The sequence below is a fragment of the Deferrisoma camini S3R1 genome (genome assembly GCF_000526155.1).
GTDB lineage: Bacteria > Desulfobacterota > Deferrisomatia > Deferrisomatales > Deferrisomataceae > Deferrisoma > Deferrisoma camini.
In genome coordinates this window covers 2,612,326-2,627,543 of record NZ_JAFN01000001.1, presented here as the reverse complement: position 1 = coordinate 2,627,543, position 15,218 = coordinate 2,612,326, and the positions used below count along the sequence as shown (strand labels likewise).

Below are 15,218 nucleotides of genomic sequence, written 5' to 3'. Positions count from 1 at the left end.
CGGTACCCAGTCTTTTGCATCAGCCATAGCCTTGTGGACGTGGCCGGGGGCCCCGGCGGGAGGCTCGAGCGCCGCGTGGCTCCATGGATGCGAACCGGAGGGTTACTCCGCCTTGAGAACGGCATACACCCTTCGGTTCTTGGCCCGTCCCTCCTCTGTTTCGTTCGATGCGATGGGCCGCGTGGCACCGTACCCCTCGGCCTCCATGCGGTCCAGGGGGATCCCGTAGCGCTCGTTCAGGAACCGCACCACGGCCTGGGCCCGGCGAAGGGACAGCCGCCGATTGTACTCGGGTGCCCCCACGTTGTCGGTGTGTCCCTGGACCGTGAGCGTCAACCCCGGGTTCTCCTTCAGGAACCGGGCGACCTCCTCCAGTTGGGCGTGATCGGCCCGGCGGATCTCTGCCGAGTCGAAGTCGAACTGGATGTTGAGCTCGACGGTCTTGACCTCCTTCACGTCGTCGGCCGGGTCCAGGGGATTCGTGCCGGCCACCCTCACCTCCACGCCGTCTGGCACCGAGCCCCCGTCCGTGTCGGCCCTCTTGGGGTCGGTGCGGTGCTCGGTCACCTCGCTGCCATCGGTGAGGCCGTCCCCGTCGGTGTCCGGGTCGTTGGGATCGGTTTGGTAGCGTCGCACCTCGTCGCCGTCCCGGAGCCCGTCGTCGTCCGAGTCCGGATCGTTGGGGTTGGTGGCGTACTTCTGGGTCTCGTCCCAGTCCGCCAGGCCGTCGCCGTCCGAGTCCTTGAGACAACCCGCACGGTCCACGGGCGCGCCTCGGGGTGTGCCGGGGCAACGGTCCTCGTGGTCGGCCACCCCGTCTGCGTCGGAGTCGGGCGGGCACCCACGGGCATCCACCGGCACATTTGGGAGCGTGCCGGGGCACTGATCCTGATAATCGGCCACGCCGTCGCCGTCGGAGTCGGTGGGGCACCCTTTGGCGTCCACGGCCACGTTGCGGGGAGTACCGGGGCATCGGTCCAGGTAATCGGCCACGCCGTCCCCGTCCGTGTCAGGTGGACACCCCCGGGCGTCCACGGTCACGTTCCGGGGTGTGCCCGGGCAGCGGTCTTGGGCATCGGGCACTCCGTCCCGGTCGCTATCGGGCGGGGGCGGCGGAGGTTTGCGGGCTGCCACGCACCGGCGTGTCTTGCCCAGAAGCTCGTCAGCCGCGTTCCGGGCCGACTCGAACAACGCGTCCACCTTGGCCCGATCGTGGAACTCGCGGGCCTCGTGCCGCGCGTACTCGACCCGTGCCTCGGCTTCGGCCAGTTCCCGAGGAGCGCACTCCTCGGCCCCCATCTGGCGGGCCTCCTCGATCCGGGCCTGGATGGCTCGAGCCCGGTCCGCGTCCGCCTTGGTCAAAGGGCGAACCGCCCCGCACCCGTATGCCGTCACGAGGACCAGAAGGGTAGGAATCCAGAAGGTCCAGCGGCGTCTCATTTCGACCCTCCCTTCGCCCCGTCCAGGGCTTGACGAGCGCTGTCCAGGGCCACCTTTGCCCATTCGGATGCCGCCCGCCAGTCGAACTCGTCCTTCTCGTGCTCGGCCATCTCCAAGAAGGACTGGGCTTTGTGGAATGCGTAAGGAGCCTTGACCTCGGCTCCGGCCTCCTTAGCCCGCTCCAGGGTTGTGTGGGCCTGCTCCAAGGTGTTCAGGGTGGAGCACCCGCCCAGCAGCACCAGGGCCGCTGCAACGGCCACGTAAGGTTTCCATCCCATGAGACCTCCTCCTTCCCCTTTTTGCAGGCAGTGCGCAAACGTCCCGGCCACTCATCTCCGACCGGGAAGAACCTAGCGGGCTTTTCGAAAGGGTCAAGAAACGGCGCGGTGTCTGTTGGCTCGAACGCCATCTGCGGGAGTGGAAGGAAGTCGAGGCGGCCGGAAACCCACAGAGTCCTCCTAATCGGGTTTCCCGGCTTTGCAGGCTTGGGGAGGGTAGCGGGGGCTACATTCCTGCTTCCCCGTGGGGTGTAGTCTGGCAGCCGGTCATCCTGGTCGATTCTTCTCGGACCGTAAGAGGAGGTGCTGCCATGCCCCGCGTGCCGCCGATCGATCCTACGGACGCATCCCCCGATGTTCATACCGTGTTCGCCGAGATCCGAGAAACGTTCGGGATGGTGCCGAACCTGTTTCGGACCCAGGCCCATGTCCCGGCGCTCCTCCGGGCGAACTGGGAGAAGGTCAAGGCCGTCATGATGGGCGGTGTGCTGTCGCGCAAGGTCAAGGAGGCGATCGCCGTGCTCGTGTCGAAGGACAACGCCTGCCCGTACTGCGTGGCCGCCCACACCGCGGCCCTGCGGGCTGTCGGCGTCCCGGAGGACGAGGTGGCCCGCATCTTGGACGACCCGGACGGAGCGGAGTTCTCGCCCAGGGAGAAGGCGTTGATCCGCTTGGCCCGGCAGGCCAACACCGACCCCCATCGAATACCCGAGGCCCTGTTCGAGGCAGCCCGTGCCGCGGGAGCCTCCGACGCCGAGATCGTGGAGGCCCTGGGGGTGATGGAGGTGTTTGTGGCGTTCAACAAGTTCCTGGACGCCCTCCAGGTGGATGTGGACTTCTGAATGCCCTTGAGGCCCGAAAGGAGCAGCCCCATGCCCGAGCCTGTGACGGAGACCTTCGAGGCGTTCAAAAACTCGTTCTTCTACGGTTCCCGAAGCGACCTGGCGTTCAAGTTTTTGAAAAACCTGTCCAACGAGGACGCCGCGGAGTTCTTTCGGGAGCTCCTGGAGAACCTGGGGCGCACCGTGGACGACGGCGATGCCGGACGTCTCGTCCGGCTGGCCGTGGAGTGGCAGGCTCGGGCCTATGCAGGAGAGGGGGGTGGGAGATGGACGTACGAAGACGCTCCGTTCGCACCCCTCGAGAAACCCGTGCGGGAATCCGTGGTGGGGCTCTTGACCTCGAGCGGGCATTTCGTCGAGGACGACGATCCCGAGCCGTTCGGGGTGAAGGGCATGACCCAGGAGGAGGCCTGCCGTCGGATCAAGGAGTTTCTGAAGGCGCCGCCCACGCTGAGCCGGATCCCGGCCGACGTGCCGGCCGAGCGTCTGCGGGTGCGCCACGGCGGCTACGACGTGCGGGCCGCCCAGGCCGACCCCAACGTGGTGTTCCCGGTGGACCGGCTGCGGGAGCTGGAGGCCGAGGGCGCGATCGGGCGACGGGCCGGAACCTTCTACTCGTTCGTGGGTGCCTGCTCCCAGCTCCGCCTGCTAAGAGACCATGCTCCCCGGTGGGCCGGGCTCCTCCGGGACGAGGGGGTGGCCGCGGTGCTTCTGGTGCCGGTCTGACCGGTGTGCCACGTGTCCGTGGGACACGTCGCCCGCACCCTGGAAGAGGCTGGCATCCCCACCGTGGCCGTGTACGTGAAGGCGTTCGAGAAGGTGGCCCGGGAGATGCAGCTGCCGCGGGTTCTCCTGACGCCGAACCCGGTGGGGCGGCCCCTGGGTGCGCCCGGCGACCGGGAGCGGCAGGCCGCGGTGGTACGGGCCGCGTTGGAGCTGTTGGAGACCGCGTCGGAGGGCGGGATGGTCCGGGAGTTCGATGAGCCCTATCGTCCCGGTCCCGGCCTCGCGGGGAAGGATTGAGCCCGTTCCTCCCTCACGGGGGCCCCTCGGCCACGAACAGATTCCTGCCCTCGGCCCGAACCCGGCCTGCGGACCGGAGCCGGGCCAGGGCACGGGTCACGCTGACCCTATGGGCTCCCACCAGAAACGCGATCTCCTCGTGGGTGAGGGGGAAAGGGATCACCCAACCCCCTTTCCCCCGCGTTCCCACCTCCCGGGCCACGTTCACGAGAACCCGGTACATCCGCTCCTCCAGCATGGGCTCCGACAGGGCCTCCAGCTTGCTCCGCAACTGCTCGATACGCCGGGCCAGGTTTCGGATCACCCTCAGGCCGATCCGGGGGTTCTCCTCCACCAACCGCTCGAACCGGTCCTTGGCCACCCCGCAGACGAACATGGGCTCGAGGCACGTGGCCGAGACGGGGTACTCCCCTTCCTCCTCCAGGAACACGCTCTCTCCCAGCAGGTCGCCGGCGTGCCGGATGTCGAGGGTGAGAACCCGACCGTCCTCGGTGACCTTCCACAGCTTCACGGCCCCTGCTTTCAGAAGGTACATGGTGTCGGCCCGGTCCCCCTGGCGAAACAGCACCTGACCCGGCTCCAGGCGCCGTCGCTCCAGGTGGCGGGCCACCATCTGCCGGGCCTCGGGGTCGAGTCCCTCGAACAACCAGACCTGCCCGATGCACCGGGGGTGGAGCCCAGGACCGGCGAGGCGTTCGCAGAGGCACCTGGGTTCGGTCATAACGGGTCTCCTTCCATGTAGCTTCCGCTAGGACGCTGGGAGGCTTGAAAACCTCCCGGATTCCCACACGCGCTGGGCACGACCCCGCCTCTTCGGCATTGCATCCCGGGCGAAGGGGGTGTGAGGCTAAGATCTTCCCCCCTTCCGTCTCCCCCGACAAGCTTGTTTCGGTGCCCTCGGCTGGGTTGCACCTCCCTTCTCACCCGGCCGTTGCGTTGTCGGAGGTGCCGGAGTTGGGGGACGGCCTCGGTTCCGGTGCCGAGGACGGAGCCTTTGCGGTACCTGAAGAGGCTTCCGGGGGCCGCAAGGGGTGGTACCATAACGGACGGTGGCGTTTCCCCTGGCGGTGCGCTCGTTGCGGTGTGGGGGGGGACGGTATCCAGGGCCGGGGTTCCCTAGAAAGGGGGATGTTCCTAGTGTGGTGGACCGGGAATCAAGGGGAGGCGTGTCCGGCATGGTTCCGGTGGGCGGGGTGGTTTCTGCTGGCGGTTGCAGTGGGCTGCGGGTCTCCGGGATCCGGCAAGGTCACCGTGTCGGGGAAGACCGTGTTCCGTGGCATGGGGGTCGAGGAGGTGGGGATCCAGGTGTACCGGCCGGGGCAGGAAGAGGTCGGGCCCGTGGCCCAAGCCCGCAGCGGCTATCACGGATCGTTCGCCGTTCGACTCCCCCCAGGGATCTACCGGCTCGTGGCGAGCGGCTCGCTCCCCGCCGGGAACGGTCGGCGGGAGTTGCGGGGAGAGGCAGAGGTGAAGGTCGGGGATCGCCGGGTGGACCGGGTCGTGATTCCCCTTCGGGACGGCGGTTTGGAGAATCGCCCTTGAGAAAAGTTTTCAGAAGTTCCTCATCGCGGTTTCATCCTCCTCTAATGTAGGGGAAGTATGATACAATGTTGTGTCCCCAAAGGAGGAACAGCCGTGAGCACTGAGGCCCGGAGCACCATGGATCCCCGGCGCGCAGCCACATGGGCCATGCGCCTTTTGCGCAGGCAGGTACCCGACCCGTCCCCCGAACAGAAGCTGTGGCTCGCCGTGATCGAGCACGCCGTACGCGACGCCTACGCGGATCCGGCAGCCGACCCGGCTCGCCGGCAGGAAGCTCGGGCCTGGCTCGAGTCGGAGTATTTTACCGATGTGGCGGTGGCCATCGGCCTCCATCCGGGCGAGGCCCGCAAGGTAATCCGCCGCCTGGCCGAGTTCTCCCAGGGTGTGGAGTGGCGGGTGGAGAGCGCAAGTGAGGTGGATTCCTCCCCCCGCCCCGAGACCCCTTCCGGCCGGGCACCGCTGCCCCGTGCCGCCGAAGGGGGCGGCAACCACGCCCCTGCCTGATGGATCCCAGAGGCCCGGTGCTGAGCACCGGGCCTCGCTGCTTGGTACGCCCCGCCCCGTCCGTCCCCCCTGGCACGTACCCTGCAGAGACAACGCCCCCCCCTCGGCCCACCGTGGGGAAAGGGGGGTGTTGCGCGCACATGTACGACAAAAATGTAGCCCACATGTCCGATCTGAGACGTCTTTGTGACTTCTTGCCAGAGGAGGTGCCATGAAACTCGTCATCGCCGTGATCAAGCCGTTCAAGCTCGACGACGTGCGCGAAGCCCTGTCCGACATCGGCGTGAAGGGGCTCACCGTGACCGAGGTCAAGGGGTACGGCCGGCAGAAGGGGCACAAGGAGCACTACCGGGGAGCCGAATACGTGGTGGACTTCGTGCCCAAGGTCCGCCTGGACATCGCCGTGGACGCCGAGCTCGTGCCCCGGGTCATCGACGCCATCACCCGGGCCGCCCGCACGGGCAAGATCGGCGACGGAAAGATCTTCGTGACCAACCTGGAAGAGGTGGTGCGGATCCGGACCGGCGAGTCCGGCCCCGAGGCCCTGTAGTCCTGTCCCCGAGGGAGGAGTGGTTCCCATGGTTTTTCGACGGCACATTCGCGCGTTGGCTTCGGCCCTGCTCCTGGTTCTCGCCGCCGCCCCGGCCTGGGCGGCCCAGGGAACCGATACGGGCGACACGGCCTGGATCCTGGTCTCGACCGCTCTGGTCCTGTTCATGACCCTGCCGGGGCTGGCCCTGTTCTACGGGGGGCTGGTTCGCAGCAAGAACGTCCTGTCCGTGCTCATGCAGTGCTTTGCGATCAGCGGCGTGGTCTCGGTGCTGTGGCTCGTGTACGGCTACAGCCTGGCGTTCGGCCCGGACCTGGGAGGCGTGGTCGGCGGGCTGGGCAAGGTCCTGTTCGCCTCGGTGGGGCTCGACAACGTGAGCGGGACCATCCCGGAGACCGTGTTCGCGATGTTCCAGCTCACCTTCGCCATCATCACCCCGGGCCTGGTGATCGGGGCGTTCGCCGAGCGCACCAAGTTCTCGGCGGTGCTGTGGTTCACCGTGCTGTGGGTGACCGTGGTGTACGCCCCCATCACCCACTGGGTGTGGGGCGGAGGCTGGCTGGGCCAGATGGGGCTCCTGGACTTTGCGGGGGGCACCGTGGTCCACGCCACCGCCGGGGCGGCCGCGCTGGTCTGTGCCCTGGTGATCGGTCGCCGCAAGGGGTTCCCCGACACCCCCATGCCGCCCCACAACATGACCCTGACCGTGGCCGGCGCCGGCATGCTCTGGGTGGGGTGGTACGGGTTCAACGCGGGCAGCGCGTTGGCGGCCAACGCCAACGCCGGCATGGCCCTGGTGGCCACCCACATGTCGGCCTCGGCCGGGGCGCTCACCTGGATGGTGTGCGAGTGGCGCAAGTTCGGAAAGCCCAGCATCCTGGGCGTGGTGACCGGCATGGTGGCGGGGCTGGGCACGATCACCCCAGCCTCGGGGTTCGTGGGGCCGATGGGGGCGCTGGTGATCGGAATTCTGGCGGGATTGATCTGTTTCAACGCCACCATGCTCGTGAAGCAGCGGTTCCAGATCGACGACTCCCTCGACGTGTTCCCGGTGCACGGCGTGGGCGGCATGCTTGGGACCCTGCTGGCCGGCGTGTTCGCGTCCCCCAGCCTGGGGGTGTTCAGCGGCCTCGGGTTCGCCCAGGGCATCGACTCGGTGGGTGGGCAGCTGGGGGTGCAGGCCGTGGGCGTGGTGGCCACGTTCGCGTACACCGCCGTGGCGACCTTCGTGATCCTCAAGGTGATCGACGCCATCTGCGGCCTGCGGGTGGACGAGGAAGCCGAGGTCCAGGGGCTCGACCTGGCCCTGCACGAGGAGCGCGGGTACGATCTGTGAACGTTCCCCCCCCCGTCTCACGCGAAGAACGGCCGCCCCGATTCCGAGGCGGCCGTTCTCGCAAATGGGGAGGGTGTTTCCTAACAGGCGTCGTTCTCGCAGTCCTCTCCGTCGTCATCCCCGTAGTACTCGCACAGGGCCAAAAGGGCCCCGTCGTCGAGCTTCTCGTGGATCTTGCGGGCGAAGTTCAGCTTCTTCACGTAAGCCTCCCCGGCCTCCGACGGTTTCGTCTTCCTCTCTCGTGCCATGGTCTCCTCGCGTGCAAAATGGGGATACGCCGCCGGTCTTCCTGATCGGCGCGTCAGGGTGTGAACTCGAGATCCATTTTCTCAGATGTGCGAAGGATCCAACCGAGGCAGGTTGGTGCGATCGAAGTCGGAATCGAAGCTCACGAGCGAAAGGTTGAGCCAGCGGGCTGTAGCGTACTGGTAGGCGTCGTCAAAATCCAACCCGAACCGCCGGGAAGCAGCGCAGAGGTTCGGGACCTGGTCCTCCGGCAGAGAAACGATCCGCACGACTCCCGGGGAGATGATGTCTTTCACGAACTCCCCGAACACGCCCTGGAGGCTGCGGCGGAACAGAAGCACCCCGATCGAGTGCAGGGAGAAGTCGGTCATCCACCGGGTGTGGTCCCCCGTTGTCAGAATGCGTCGGGCGTCCGCGGCATGAGCCTGGTCCAGGAACACCTCTAGAAAGATGTTGGTGTCAAGAAGGAGTTCCATGCGTTCCCAACCGGACAACCAGGGCCTCGTGTTGCAGTTCCACCGAGGTCTTCCCCCGGTCCGTCGCCTTCAATGCCCCGGCCCAGGAAAACGAGGGTCTGGTGGACCCCGGAGAGGGGCGCGCCGTCGTCAACCGCCGGACGAATCGCAACACTTCCTCCTGCTGCTCCGGCGGAAGCCCCTCCAGGAGGCGGTCGATCTCCCTTCGTACTGCACCCATCGGAACCCCCAAGATGAAGGATGGGCCGCAATCCAAGGCCATCTTATCCTCGGCCCCCACCTCCGGCAACCCCGGCAGACGCTTGGAGAAACCGCCGGGCGTCCTCCCACATGTGGTCGTTGTTGAAGAACACGAACCCCGTGCGGCCGCGCAGGCGCGTGGCGAGCTCCCGAAGTTCCCCGTCGGAGTATCGGTACCGGTACCCGCCCCGGCCGTGGAGCCGGAGATAGACGGGGTCGGGCGTGGTCGGGTCGGCTCCAAAGGGGTCCACGGCGTGGACGAGCCCCAGGTCCTGGCAAAGTTCCCCCACGAGCTCCCGGGGCCAGGGGCCCCGGGGCTCCCAGGCCAGGAGGAACGGCTGGGGGCCGATGCCCCGGAAGAATCGCCGGAGGTTCTCGACGTTCTCCGGGGTGGGGCGGAACGAGGCCGGGCACTGGAACAGCACAGCGACTGCGCCGAGGGCGAGGGCTGCCTCCCGGGTCACGTTCCACCCCCCGGCCACCTCCTCGGTGGGCTGAAAGAACCCGTACCGGTCCCGCCGGTCCGGCGCCACGGGCCGTGCCAGCCGCCGGTACGTGGGGCTCGTGGCCGGGTGGGTCACCACCTGCCAGGCCTTGAGGGCGAACACGGCCTCGGCGGGCGCCTCGGCCCGCCAGCGTTCCAACGTAGCGATCCGTGGGGGGCGGTAAAAGGTCTGCTGCACCTCCACGGCCCGGAACCGCTCCCAGTAGCGGGCGCGGGCCACGGGAAAGCCAGAGCATCCCACAACGGGCCGGTTCCCCATTCGTGTCTCGTGTTCCTTTCGGAGCCTGCATTCGCCTCGCCGAAGACGGGGATCCCGTCTCGCAAGGCATGCACCAGAAGTCCGAAAACGTTTAACGGCTCCGCGTCGTTCGTCCAGTCCGGTCCGGGAACGAAAAGCGCCCGGGCCCTCGGGGAGCCCGGGCGCGTCGAACCGGCCCGCAGCGGCTCACGGCTCGAAGGCCATGTACCCCACCACCTCGGTGATGTGATTGGTCTCGGGGTTTTGGGACTCTTCCTCGTCCACCTGCACCTGGAATGAGGTGGCCGTGAGGTTCTGGTACCTCAGGTTCGCGGTGTCGCCTCCGTCCTGGGTCTGCATGTCGGCGATGAGAAAGGGAGGGCCGGTGAACGAGGTGGCGAAGGACACCGTGGTGAAGCCGTCGGTCACCGAGTCGCCCGTGGTGCCCACCTCGTACCGGATGCCCCAGGCCGTCCCGGAGCCGGGTTCCCACGCCACCCAGGCCACGGTCTCGGCCGCATGGTTGTAGCGCAGCGCTTCCTCCTCCTGAAGTCGGACGTCGAAACCGCTAGTGCCTACGTTCCTGTTCCGGGTGACCACGGTGTCGGCCTCATTCACAGTGATCACCGAGGTAGCCACCACGGGCGTCGAAGGGAACGCGGAAGCAAACGAAACTGAGGTCCAAGTGCCGTCCCCGGGCGCCGAGCTGGTACCAGCTTCGACCACGGTGCCGTCCGGCAGGGTGTGGCGGCCCCTTGCCACCACCAGGTAACTCACGGTTTCCCCGCCGTGGGTTCCGTCTTGATACTCGTACTCCTCGACGCGGATCTCGAACCCGGTGGAGGTGACGTTTCGGATTCTCACGGTGGCTGGATCGCCGTCGTTGAGGCTCAGGGGCTTCGCCACCACCACCGGATCCGAAAACGGGCGGCTAAATGTCACGGTTTGCCAGGAGTCGGTGAGGCCGGAGATCCGTCCGACCTCGATGGGGCTATTATCGACTTTGATCTGGATCGAGTCGCTGACCGTGCTCACCCCGCAAGGGTGAGATGCCTTAGTGTAAGCAGTGACTTCCAACGTGTAGGTTCCTTGCGCCCATGTGCTCACGTCCTTGGTGTTGCACGGGCCGTTGCCGCCAAATCCACAGTACCAGTCCTGGCTTTCGGTCTGTGTGTGGATCACCGTGCCGCTTGGATCTTTGATGACGAACTCCAGCCGGTCGATGTTGTCCAGCGAGTCGGCAGATCCGTCGTTGTCGTCGGGGATCGCCCTCCAGGTGAGAGTTTTCCCGTTTGGGGTGTAGACCCCGTAGTAAGCACCGTCCGAGGGGATCGTGGTCGCCACGGTGTGGCTCGGACACGTGGAGACGATCTCAACGCTCACTGTGTCTTCACACGCCGCCGAGTCTTTGGCGGTGAACGTCACCGTGCCGGCGGCATCCGCAGTGAACGTGGCCGAGTCGCCCGTTGCCGACCCCGGCGTCACCAACGTTGGATTGTCCGGAGTCCATGTCACCGTGCCGTAGCCGCCTGTGGCGGTGAGCACGATGTCGTCGCCCACGTTCACCGATGAGGGTGCGGACGAGATGGCGAGCCCGCAGTTCACGGTCAGAAGGGTCTCGTCGTCCGCGAACCCGCCCACGGTGCCGGTCCAATCGGGACAGGTTCCGCTCGTGTCCTGGGCGGTAATGACGGTCGTGCCGCCGCCGATCCCGGTGGCCAGGCCCGTGGCGGGATCGATTGTGGCTACGGTGGGATCGCTGGATCCCCACACGATACTCACTCCGACCGGTGCGTTCACCACGCTGAACGACTCGGTTCCGCCCGTTGTGATCGACGGGTTCTGGGGGCTGATCCGCATGAGCGTGCACGGATCCGTCACCTCCACCGTTGCCCAGGCAAAGCAATTGTTGGTGTCCACGGCCTTGACCCGGGTCACGCCGATGGCGTTGGCCGTGACAATCCCCGAGGAGTCCACCGACGCCACGGTGGGATTCTCGCTCACCCATTGCACCGTGCCGGCCGCGGAAACAGCCGCAAGGGTGGTGGCGCCCCCAAGAGGCACTTGGACGGCGGACGGTGAGATCTCGAGGGTGCAGCAGGCGATGCACAGGGACTCGTTCTCCCCGCTCTGGTTCAGGGTGTAGTTGTACCAGATCTCGGGGGTCCCGTTGCCTTGATACCCCCGCTCGGCCGTTATGGCGCCGAAGATCGATGGGTTGCCAGAGAAAAGGGCCTCGCCGTCCAAGTAGATCCCGCCGTTCACGTTGATGGAGGACAGCGTCACGGCTTGCTGGGTTTGGGCCGGATCGGGGCGGATGGGGAGGTCCCCTGCCGTGAAAGTGGCCGCCGGGTCGTTGTGGTCGTAGCGCGTGTCGTACTCCGGAGGGGTCGTGACGTTCAGGTTGAACCCCCCTCCTCCCCCTTTAAAGTCTAGGGAGCCCGCGATGTAGATGATCCCCTCGGTGTAGATGTTCCTAATTTGAAAGCTCGGAAGCGAACTCAAGGGCGTGCTGTCGATGTCCACCCCCGTGGTCGAGGGGGGCGTCGTTGTTGTTCCGAAGGTGTCGACGAAGATGAACTCTCCATCGTGGTACGCGCCCGGAAGCCCCGGACCGGGCATGTCCAGGAGCGTGTCGAGATCGGCAACCACGTCTCCGGTGACGGGGTTGCGAAGCTGGCCTGTGGGGAGCGTGTACCAGTACACCCCCCGGTCCTGGGCCAGGGTCTTCATGGTGTCGTAATCGAGCTCCCGAAGCATCTCGCTGATCTTTTCGTAAGAGAGGTTCCGGAAGTAGTTTCCGTAGCTCGTCCCCAAAGATGCGCCTTCCCCCCCCGAGATGAAAGGTCGGTCGATCGTGGACGGATCGCTGTTGGGGACCGGGACGCCGCTGTTTTCGATGTAGTTCCCCCCTGAGCCATCGTAGTTCTTGCCCACATAGAGGTCGAAGAATCGGTCTCGGTTGCCGGTGCCTGTGTATGGACTTCCATTCAAGGGGGCGGTGGACTCTTTGAGGAGGAACTTGGGGGTGGGGGCCAGCTTCACGTCCCCTCGGACCACAACGTCTCCCCAATGGATCTTGAAGTTCCCGTGCCAGATGCCCCCGCCACCAGAGGTGACCGCGTTCGGGAAGCAGATGGGCAAGGGCACCGTTAGGGTGAAGTACTTCTCGCACTGCCTCAGCGCGCTCGAAAGGCTCGACAAGAACGAAGACGGCACTGGCGCGTTCAGGTTCCGCCAGTAGTCGTCGCCCACGGGATCGTTGGGATCCCGGTATGCGGCCAGGATCTGCACGGTTTTGCCTGACGGGTAGGTGAGGACTCCGTCGAGCACGGTGGGCGTGGGGTTCGGCTGGAGGGGCAGCCCCAGGACCGAGCGAAAGTACAGGGGGGGGGTGGCAGTGGCCGGGAACGGATCGAGATCGACCTCTTCTTGATCAAGGTAGTCGGCGTTGCCGTCCCCGTTCGTATCCGCCAATGCATACACCCGCACAGCCTTGTAGAGCCTGAGGGGCTGCCACTGGCAGTCCTCCACCTCGAAGTACAGGGCGTCGATATTGGAGATGCAGCTCACCTGCCCCGGCAGGTTGCCCACCTCAGTGGTGTACGTGTTGTCGGGGAACACCCTCAGGTCCACACATGCGCTCGAGACGGGGATCGTCACCGGCCCGCAGGTGCCGAGTACGTCGCCGGTCGAGGGGTCGAGATACTCCGCGGTCACGGTGAGGATGTCGCCGTTTTGGGCGTTGCCCAGGTACAGGTCGGCCGAGGCGGTGGAGGGGGCAGTCCCGCTCAGTGTCACCGTGGTCTGGGTCACGATGCCAGACGAGCTGAACGAGGCATCGCCCCCGGTGCTCGAAACGGTCAGCCGCACCGGCTGACCGTCTTTGTTGCACCCCGACACCGTAATGGTGGTGGAGCCGGAACATTGGGTCATGGTGGCCGGGCTCGCTGTGAGCTGGCAGTCCACGCAGGCCTCCAGCGTCAGGTTCGTGGGGCCCAGGGTGGCTTTGGGCGTACCTCCGTTTTCCAGGGTAAGGGTAATCTGGGGAGTCACCTGCTTGCCCGCCTGGGGGCCCAGGGTGCAGTTTGGTGGGGTATAGGTCACCTCGTAATCGGGTGGGGTCGCGGCCGTGGTGATGGACGTCGGCGAGACCGAGCCCTGGTCCGAGGGACCCGAGGCGTCGTTGGTGAGGGTTGGGGTCACCTGGTACCCGCCGCCCAGGGAGTAGATCGGGTTCTGGTAGCAGTCGTACACCCGAAAGGTGTCGGCCACGGCCGGGCTCGGGCAGTCGGTATGGGTGGTGCCCGCGATGTTCCCGGAGAGGGCGCCCAGGCTCGCCGGCGGCCAGGGACGCACGGTCGCGCTGAAAGGAAACCCCAGCGTGTGCCCCTGATCGTCCGTGGCTGTGATGCCGCCGGTGAGCCATGAAGGCGTGCCGGCGGCTTGCACGAACTGGTGGAAGTAGCCGCTCGCGTCTTGGGGAGCCCCGTACGGGCCGGAGGCGGGCAGTTGCACGGTGAAGGTCTCCCCGGTTGAGGAGAACGCGGACGGACTGACCGAACCGAAGGCCGAGCCGGTGCCGTCAGCGGTCTGGAAAGAAAGCCCGGGGAGCGGGTCTACCTCGTTGTCGCAGGCATCGTAGGCCTGGGCTTTGAACGTGAACGATCCGGCCGCCGAGCAGGAGGCGTCAGAGGTGTCCAGGTAGGTGGCGTGGGCCGGGCCGTGGGGGATCTCGGTGAGTTCCACCCGCACCGGGTCGCCGGGTTGGAACTCGATGGGTACCGACCCGATGAGAGTGAAATTGGCGGGGCCGCTGGGCCGGCAGTCCACAACGGCCTGCGCCGACACCGGGATCACCCTGGCTGTGCCGGTGTAGTACACGGTGGCCGAGACGTCACCATTGGTGTCGGTGGTCGCCGTGGTCGAGACGGCCGACCCGCCGCTAATGAAGGATGCCCCGGAGCCGGAGGGCAGGCTCAAGGTCACCGTGGTGCCGGCTACGGGGTCGCCGTACTGATCTGCCACGTTGACCTTTACCGTAGAAGAGGCCGGGCATTGGGGGTTTGCAGGGGAGGCGTTCACTGTGATCCGGCCGCAGGTGTTGGCCGAGAGGTTGCGGGGGGAGACCCGGGTGGTGAAGGTGCGGCGGCGGTAGCCGTCGGTGACCGTGACGTCGGTGGAGCTGGGGTCGCCCGAGGTGTCGTAGGAGCCCACCGTGCCGGCCGGGTACACGAACGAGGCCGAGTAACGGGGATCGTCGTTGCGGGTCCTCAGGGTTAGCTCGATCTCGATCGTTCGCACCTGGGCCCGCTCGGTTTCGTCGAGCACGTAGGGCGGGTCCACGGCCGCCCCGGTCGTGGGGTCGCGGGGCAGCGGGTTGCCGTTGTGATCGTAGTAGCGCAGCACCAGGTTCTCGACCCGGGCGGCCACGGCCTCGAACGTCGGCGTGCCGTTGTCGTCCGGCGTCACCCGGTACAACGTGTACGGCGGCCCGGAAAGGGCGAGGGGAATCGCAAGGTCGAAGGCCTCCGAGGCCTCCACCTCGCCGTCGCCGTCCGCGTCGAAGAACACCCGCACGGTCCGGCTGGCCTTGGCCACCGTGGGGTCGTCGCCCACCCGCTCCGTCGCCGAGCCCGAGGGCTTGGACACCGCGTAGGTCACGATCTCAGGGGCGGTGATCACCCCTTTGTCCGCGTCACGGTAGGGGTCGTCGTACTGGAGCGTCAGGTAGTGGTCCGAGGCGGCCAGGATCACCTGGCCCCGCAGCGACACCGTGGTCCCGAGCGACGGCGCGAACGCGCCGGTCTGCTGGATGGCCTTGACCATGAGGTCCTCGGCCATCCGGGCCTCCTGTTGCAGCCGGAGCACCTCGTCCTGGGTGGAGTAGCTGCGCTGCTGGCTCACGAAGAACTGGTACAGCCCCGCCATCAGGATCAGGGCCACGGCCATCGTGACCAGCAGTTCCACCAGGGTGAACCCGCGCCGGTACCGCATG

The 15,218-nt window shown here is 66.7% G+C and carries 15 protein-coding genes; 7 read left to right on the top strand and 8 right to left on the bottom strand.

Annotated elements, in window-relative coordinates:
* Positions 1-102 precede the first annotated feature (102 nt).
* Positions 103-1,440: an OmpA family protein gene (locus DEFCA_RS23405; protein ID WP_025323173.1), complete on the bottom strand. Its 1,338-nt coding sequence runs from the start codon at positions 1,438-1,440 to the stop codon at positions 103-105.
* Positions 1,437-1,718, bottom strand: coding sequence for a DUF4398 domain-containing protein (locus DEFCA_RS0111520; protein WP_025323172.1), 282 nt, complete (start codon positions 1,716-1,718; stop codon positions 1,437-1,439). Before DEFCA_RS0111520 ends, DEFCA_RS23405 begins: the two co-directional genes overlap by 4 nt.
* Before the next feature lie 311 nt (positions 1,719-2,029).
* On the opposite strand from DEFCA_RS0111520, the gene DEFCA_RS0111515 reads away from it, so the two are divergent.
* The 3 genes from DEFCA_RS0111515 to DEFCA_RS0111505 are packed head-to-tail and all read left to right on the top strand — an operon-like array spanning position 2,030 to position 3,583.
* On the top strand, positions 2,030-2,560 hold the full coding sequence (locus tag DEFCA_RS0111515; protein WP_025323171.1) for a carboxymuconolactone decarboxylase family protein: 531 nt from the start codon (positions 2,030-2,032) through the stop codon (positions 2,558-2,560).
* A gap of 30 nt (positions 2,561-2,590) precedes the next feature.
* On the top strand, positions 2,591-3,286 hold the full coding sequence (locus DEFCA_RS20735; RefSeq protein WP_025323170.1) for a glycine/sarcosine/betaine reductase selenoprotein B family protein: 696 nt from the start codon (positions 2,591-2,593) through the stop codon (positions 3,284-3,286).
* A gap of 12 nt (positions 3,287-3,298) precedes the next feature.
* Positions 3,299-3,583, top strand: a complete 285-nt coding sequence (locus DEFCA_RS0111505) for a hypothetical protein (protein WP_169709557.1) — start codon at positions 3,299-3,301, stop codon at positions 3,581-3,583.
* A gap of 13 nt (positions 3,584-3,596) precedes the next feature.
* Here DEFCA_RS0111505 and DEFCA_RS0111500 read toward each other — a convergent pair whose 3' ends face one another.
* Positions 3,597-4,304, bottom strand: a complete 708-nt coding sequence (locus DEFCA_RS0111500; RefSeq protein WP_025323168.1) for a Crp/Fnr family transcriptional regulator — start codon at positions 4,302-4,304, stop codon at positions 3,597-3,599.
* 407 nt (positions 4,305-4,711) lie between these two features.
* Here DEFCA_RS0111500 and DEFCA_RS0111495 point away from each other — a divergent pair, with 407 nt between their 5' ends.
* The 4 genes from DEFCA_RS0111495 (at position 4,712) to DEFCA_RS0111480 (ending at position 7,515) form a co-directional block, all read left to right on the top strand.
* Positions 4,712-5,125 (top strand): hypothetical protein, encoded by a 414-nt coding sequence (locus DEFCA_RS0111495; RefSeq protein ID WP_169709556.1) that lies wholly within the window; start codon positions 4,712-4,714, stop codon positions 5,123-5,125.
* Positions 5,126-5,218: 93 nt separating this feature from the next.
* The gene (locus tag DEFCA_RS20730; protein ID WP_025323166.1) at positions 5,219-5,629 is read left to right on the top strand and encodes a hypothetical protein; all 411 of its coding nucleotides are present in this window, start codon (positions 5,219-5,221) and stop codon (positions 5,627-5,629) included.
* Positions 5,630-5,840: 211 nt separating this feature from the next.
* The gene (locus DEFCA_RS0111485; RefSeq protein ID WP_025323165.1) at positions 5,841-6,179 is read left to right on the top strand and encodes a P-II family nitrogen regulator; all 339 of its coding nucleotides are present in this window, start codon (positions 5,841-5,843) and stop codon (positions 6,177-6,179) included.
* Positions 6,180-6,207: 28 nt separating this feature from the next.
* On the top strand, positions 6,208-7,515 hold the full coding sequence (locus tag DEFCA_RS0111480) for an ammonium transporter (RefSeq protein ID WP_025323164.1): 1,308 nt from the start codon (positions 6,208-6,210) through the stop codon (positions 7,513-7,515).
* Between the two features lie 80 nt (positions 7,516-7,595).
* On the opposite strand, the gene DEFCA_RS22280 is transcribed toward DEFCA_RS0111480, so the two are convergent.
* From DEFCA_RS22280 to DEFCA_RS24210, 5 genes are all read right to left on the bottom strand, one after another.
* The gene (locus DEFCA_RS22280; RefSeq protein WP_169709555.1) at positions 7,596-7,763 is read right to left on the bottom strand and encodes a hypothetical protein; all 168 of its coding nucleotides are present in this window, start codon (positions 7,761-7,763) and stop codon (positions 7,596-7,598) included.
* An 81-nt stretch (positions 7,764-7,844) separates the two neighbouring features.
* The gene (locus DEFCA_RS0111470) at positions 7,845-8,237 is read right to left on the bottom strand and encodes a PIN domain-containing protein (protein WP_025323163.1); all 393 of its coding nucleotides are present in this window, start codon (positions 8,235-8,237) and stop codon (positions 7,845-7,847) included.
* Complete coding sequence (locus DEFCA_RS24700) at positions 8,221-8,457, bottom strand: DUF2281 domain-containing protein (protein ID WP_407919189.1); 237 nt, start codon at positions 8,455-8,457, stop codon at positions 8,221-8,223. The genes DEFCA_RS0111470 and DEFCA_RS24700 overlap by 17 nt, the downstream gene beginning before the upstream one ends.
* Positions 8,458-8,500: 43 nt before the next feature.
* A complete protein-coding gene (locus tag DEFCA_RS0111465) occupies positions 8,501-9,202 on the bottom strand; it encodes a DUF72 domain-containing protein (RefSeq protein WP_245693469.1) in 702 nt (233 codons plus the stop codon).
* A 225-nt stretch (positions 9,203-9,427) separates the two neighbouring features.
* Complete coding sequence (locus tag DEFCA_RS24210) at positions 9,428-15,217, bottom strand: Ig-like domain-containing protein (protein WP_025323161.1); 5,790 nt, start codon at positions 15,215-15,217, stop codon at positions 9,428-9,430.
* Position 15,218: the final 1 nt, after the last annotated feature.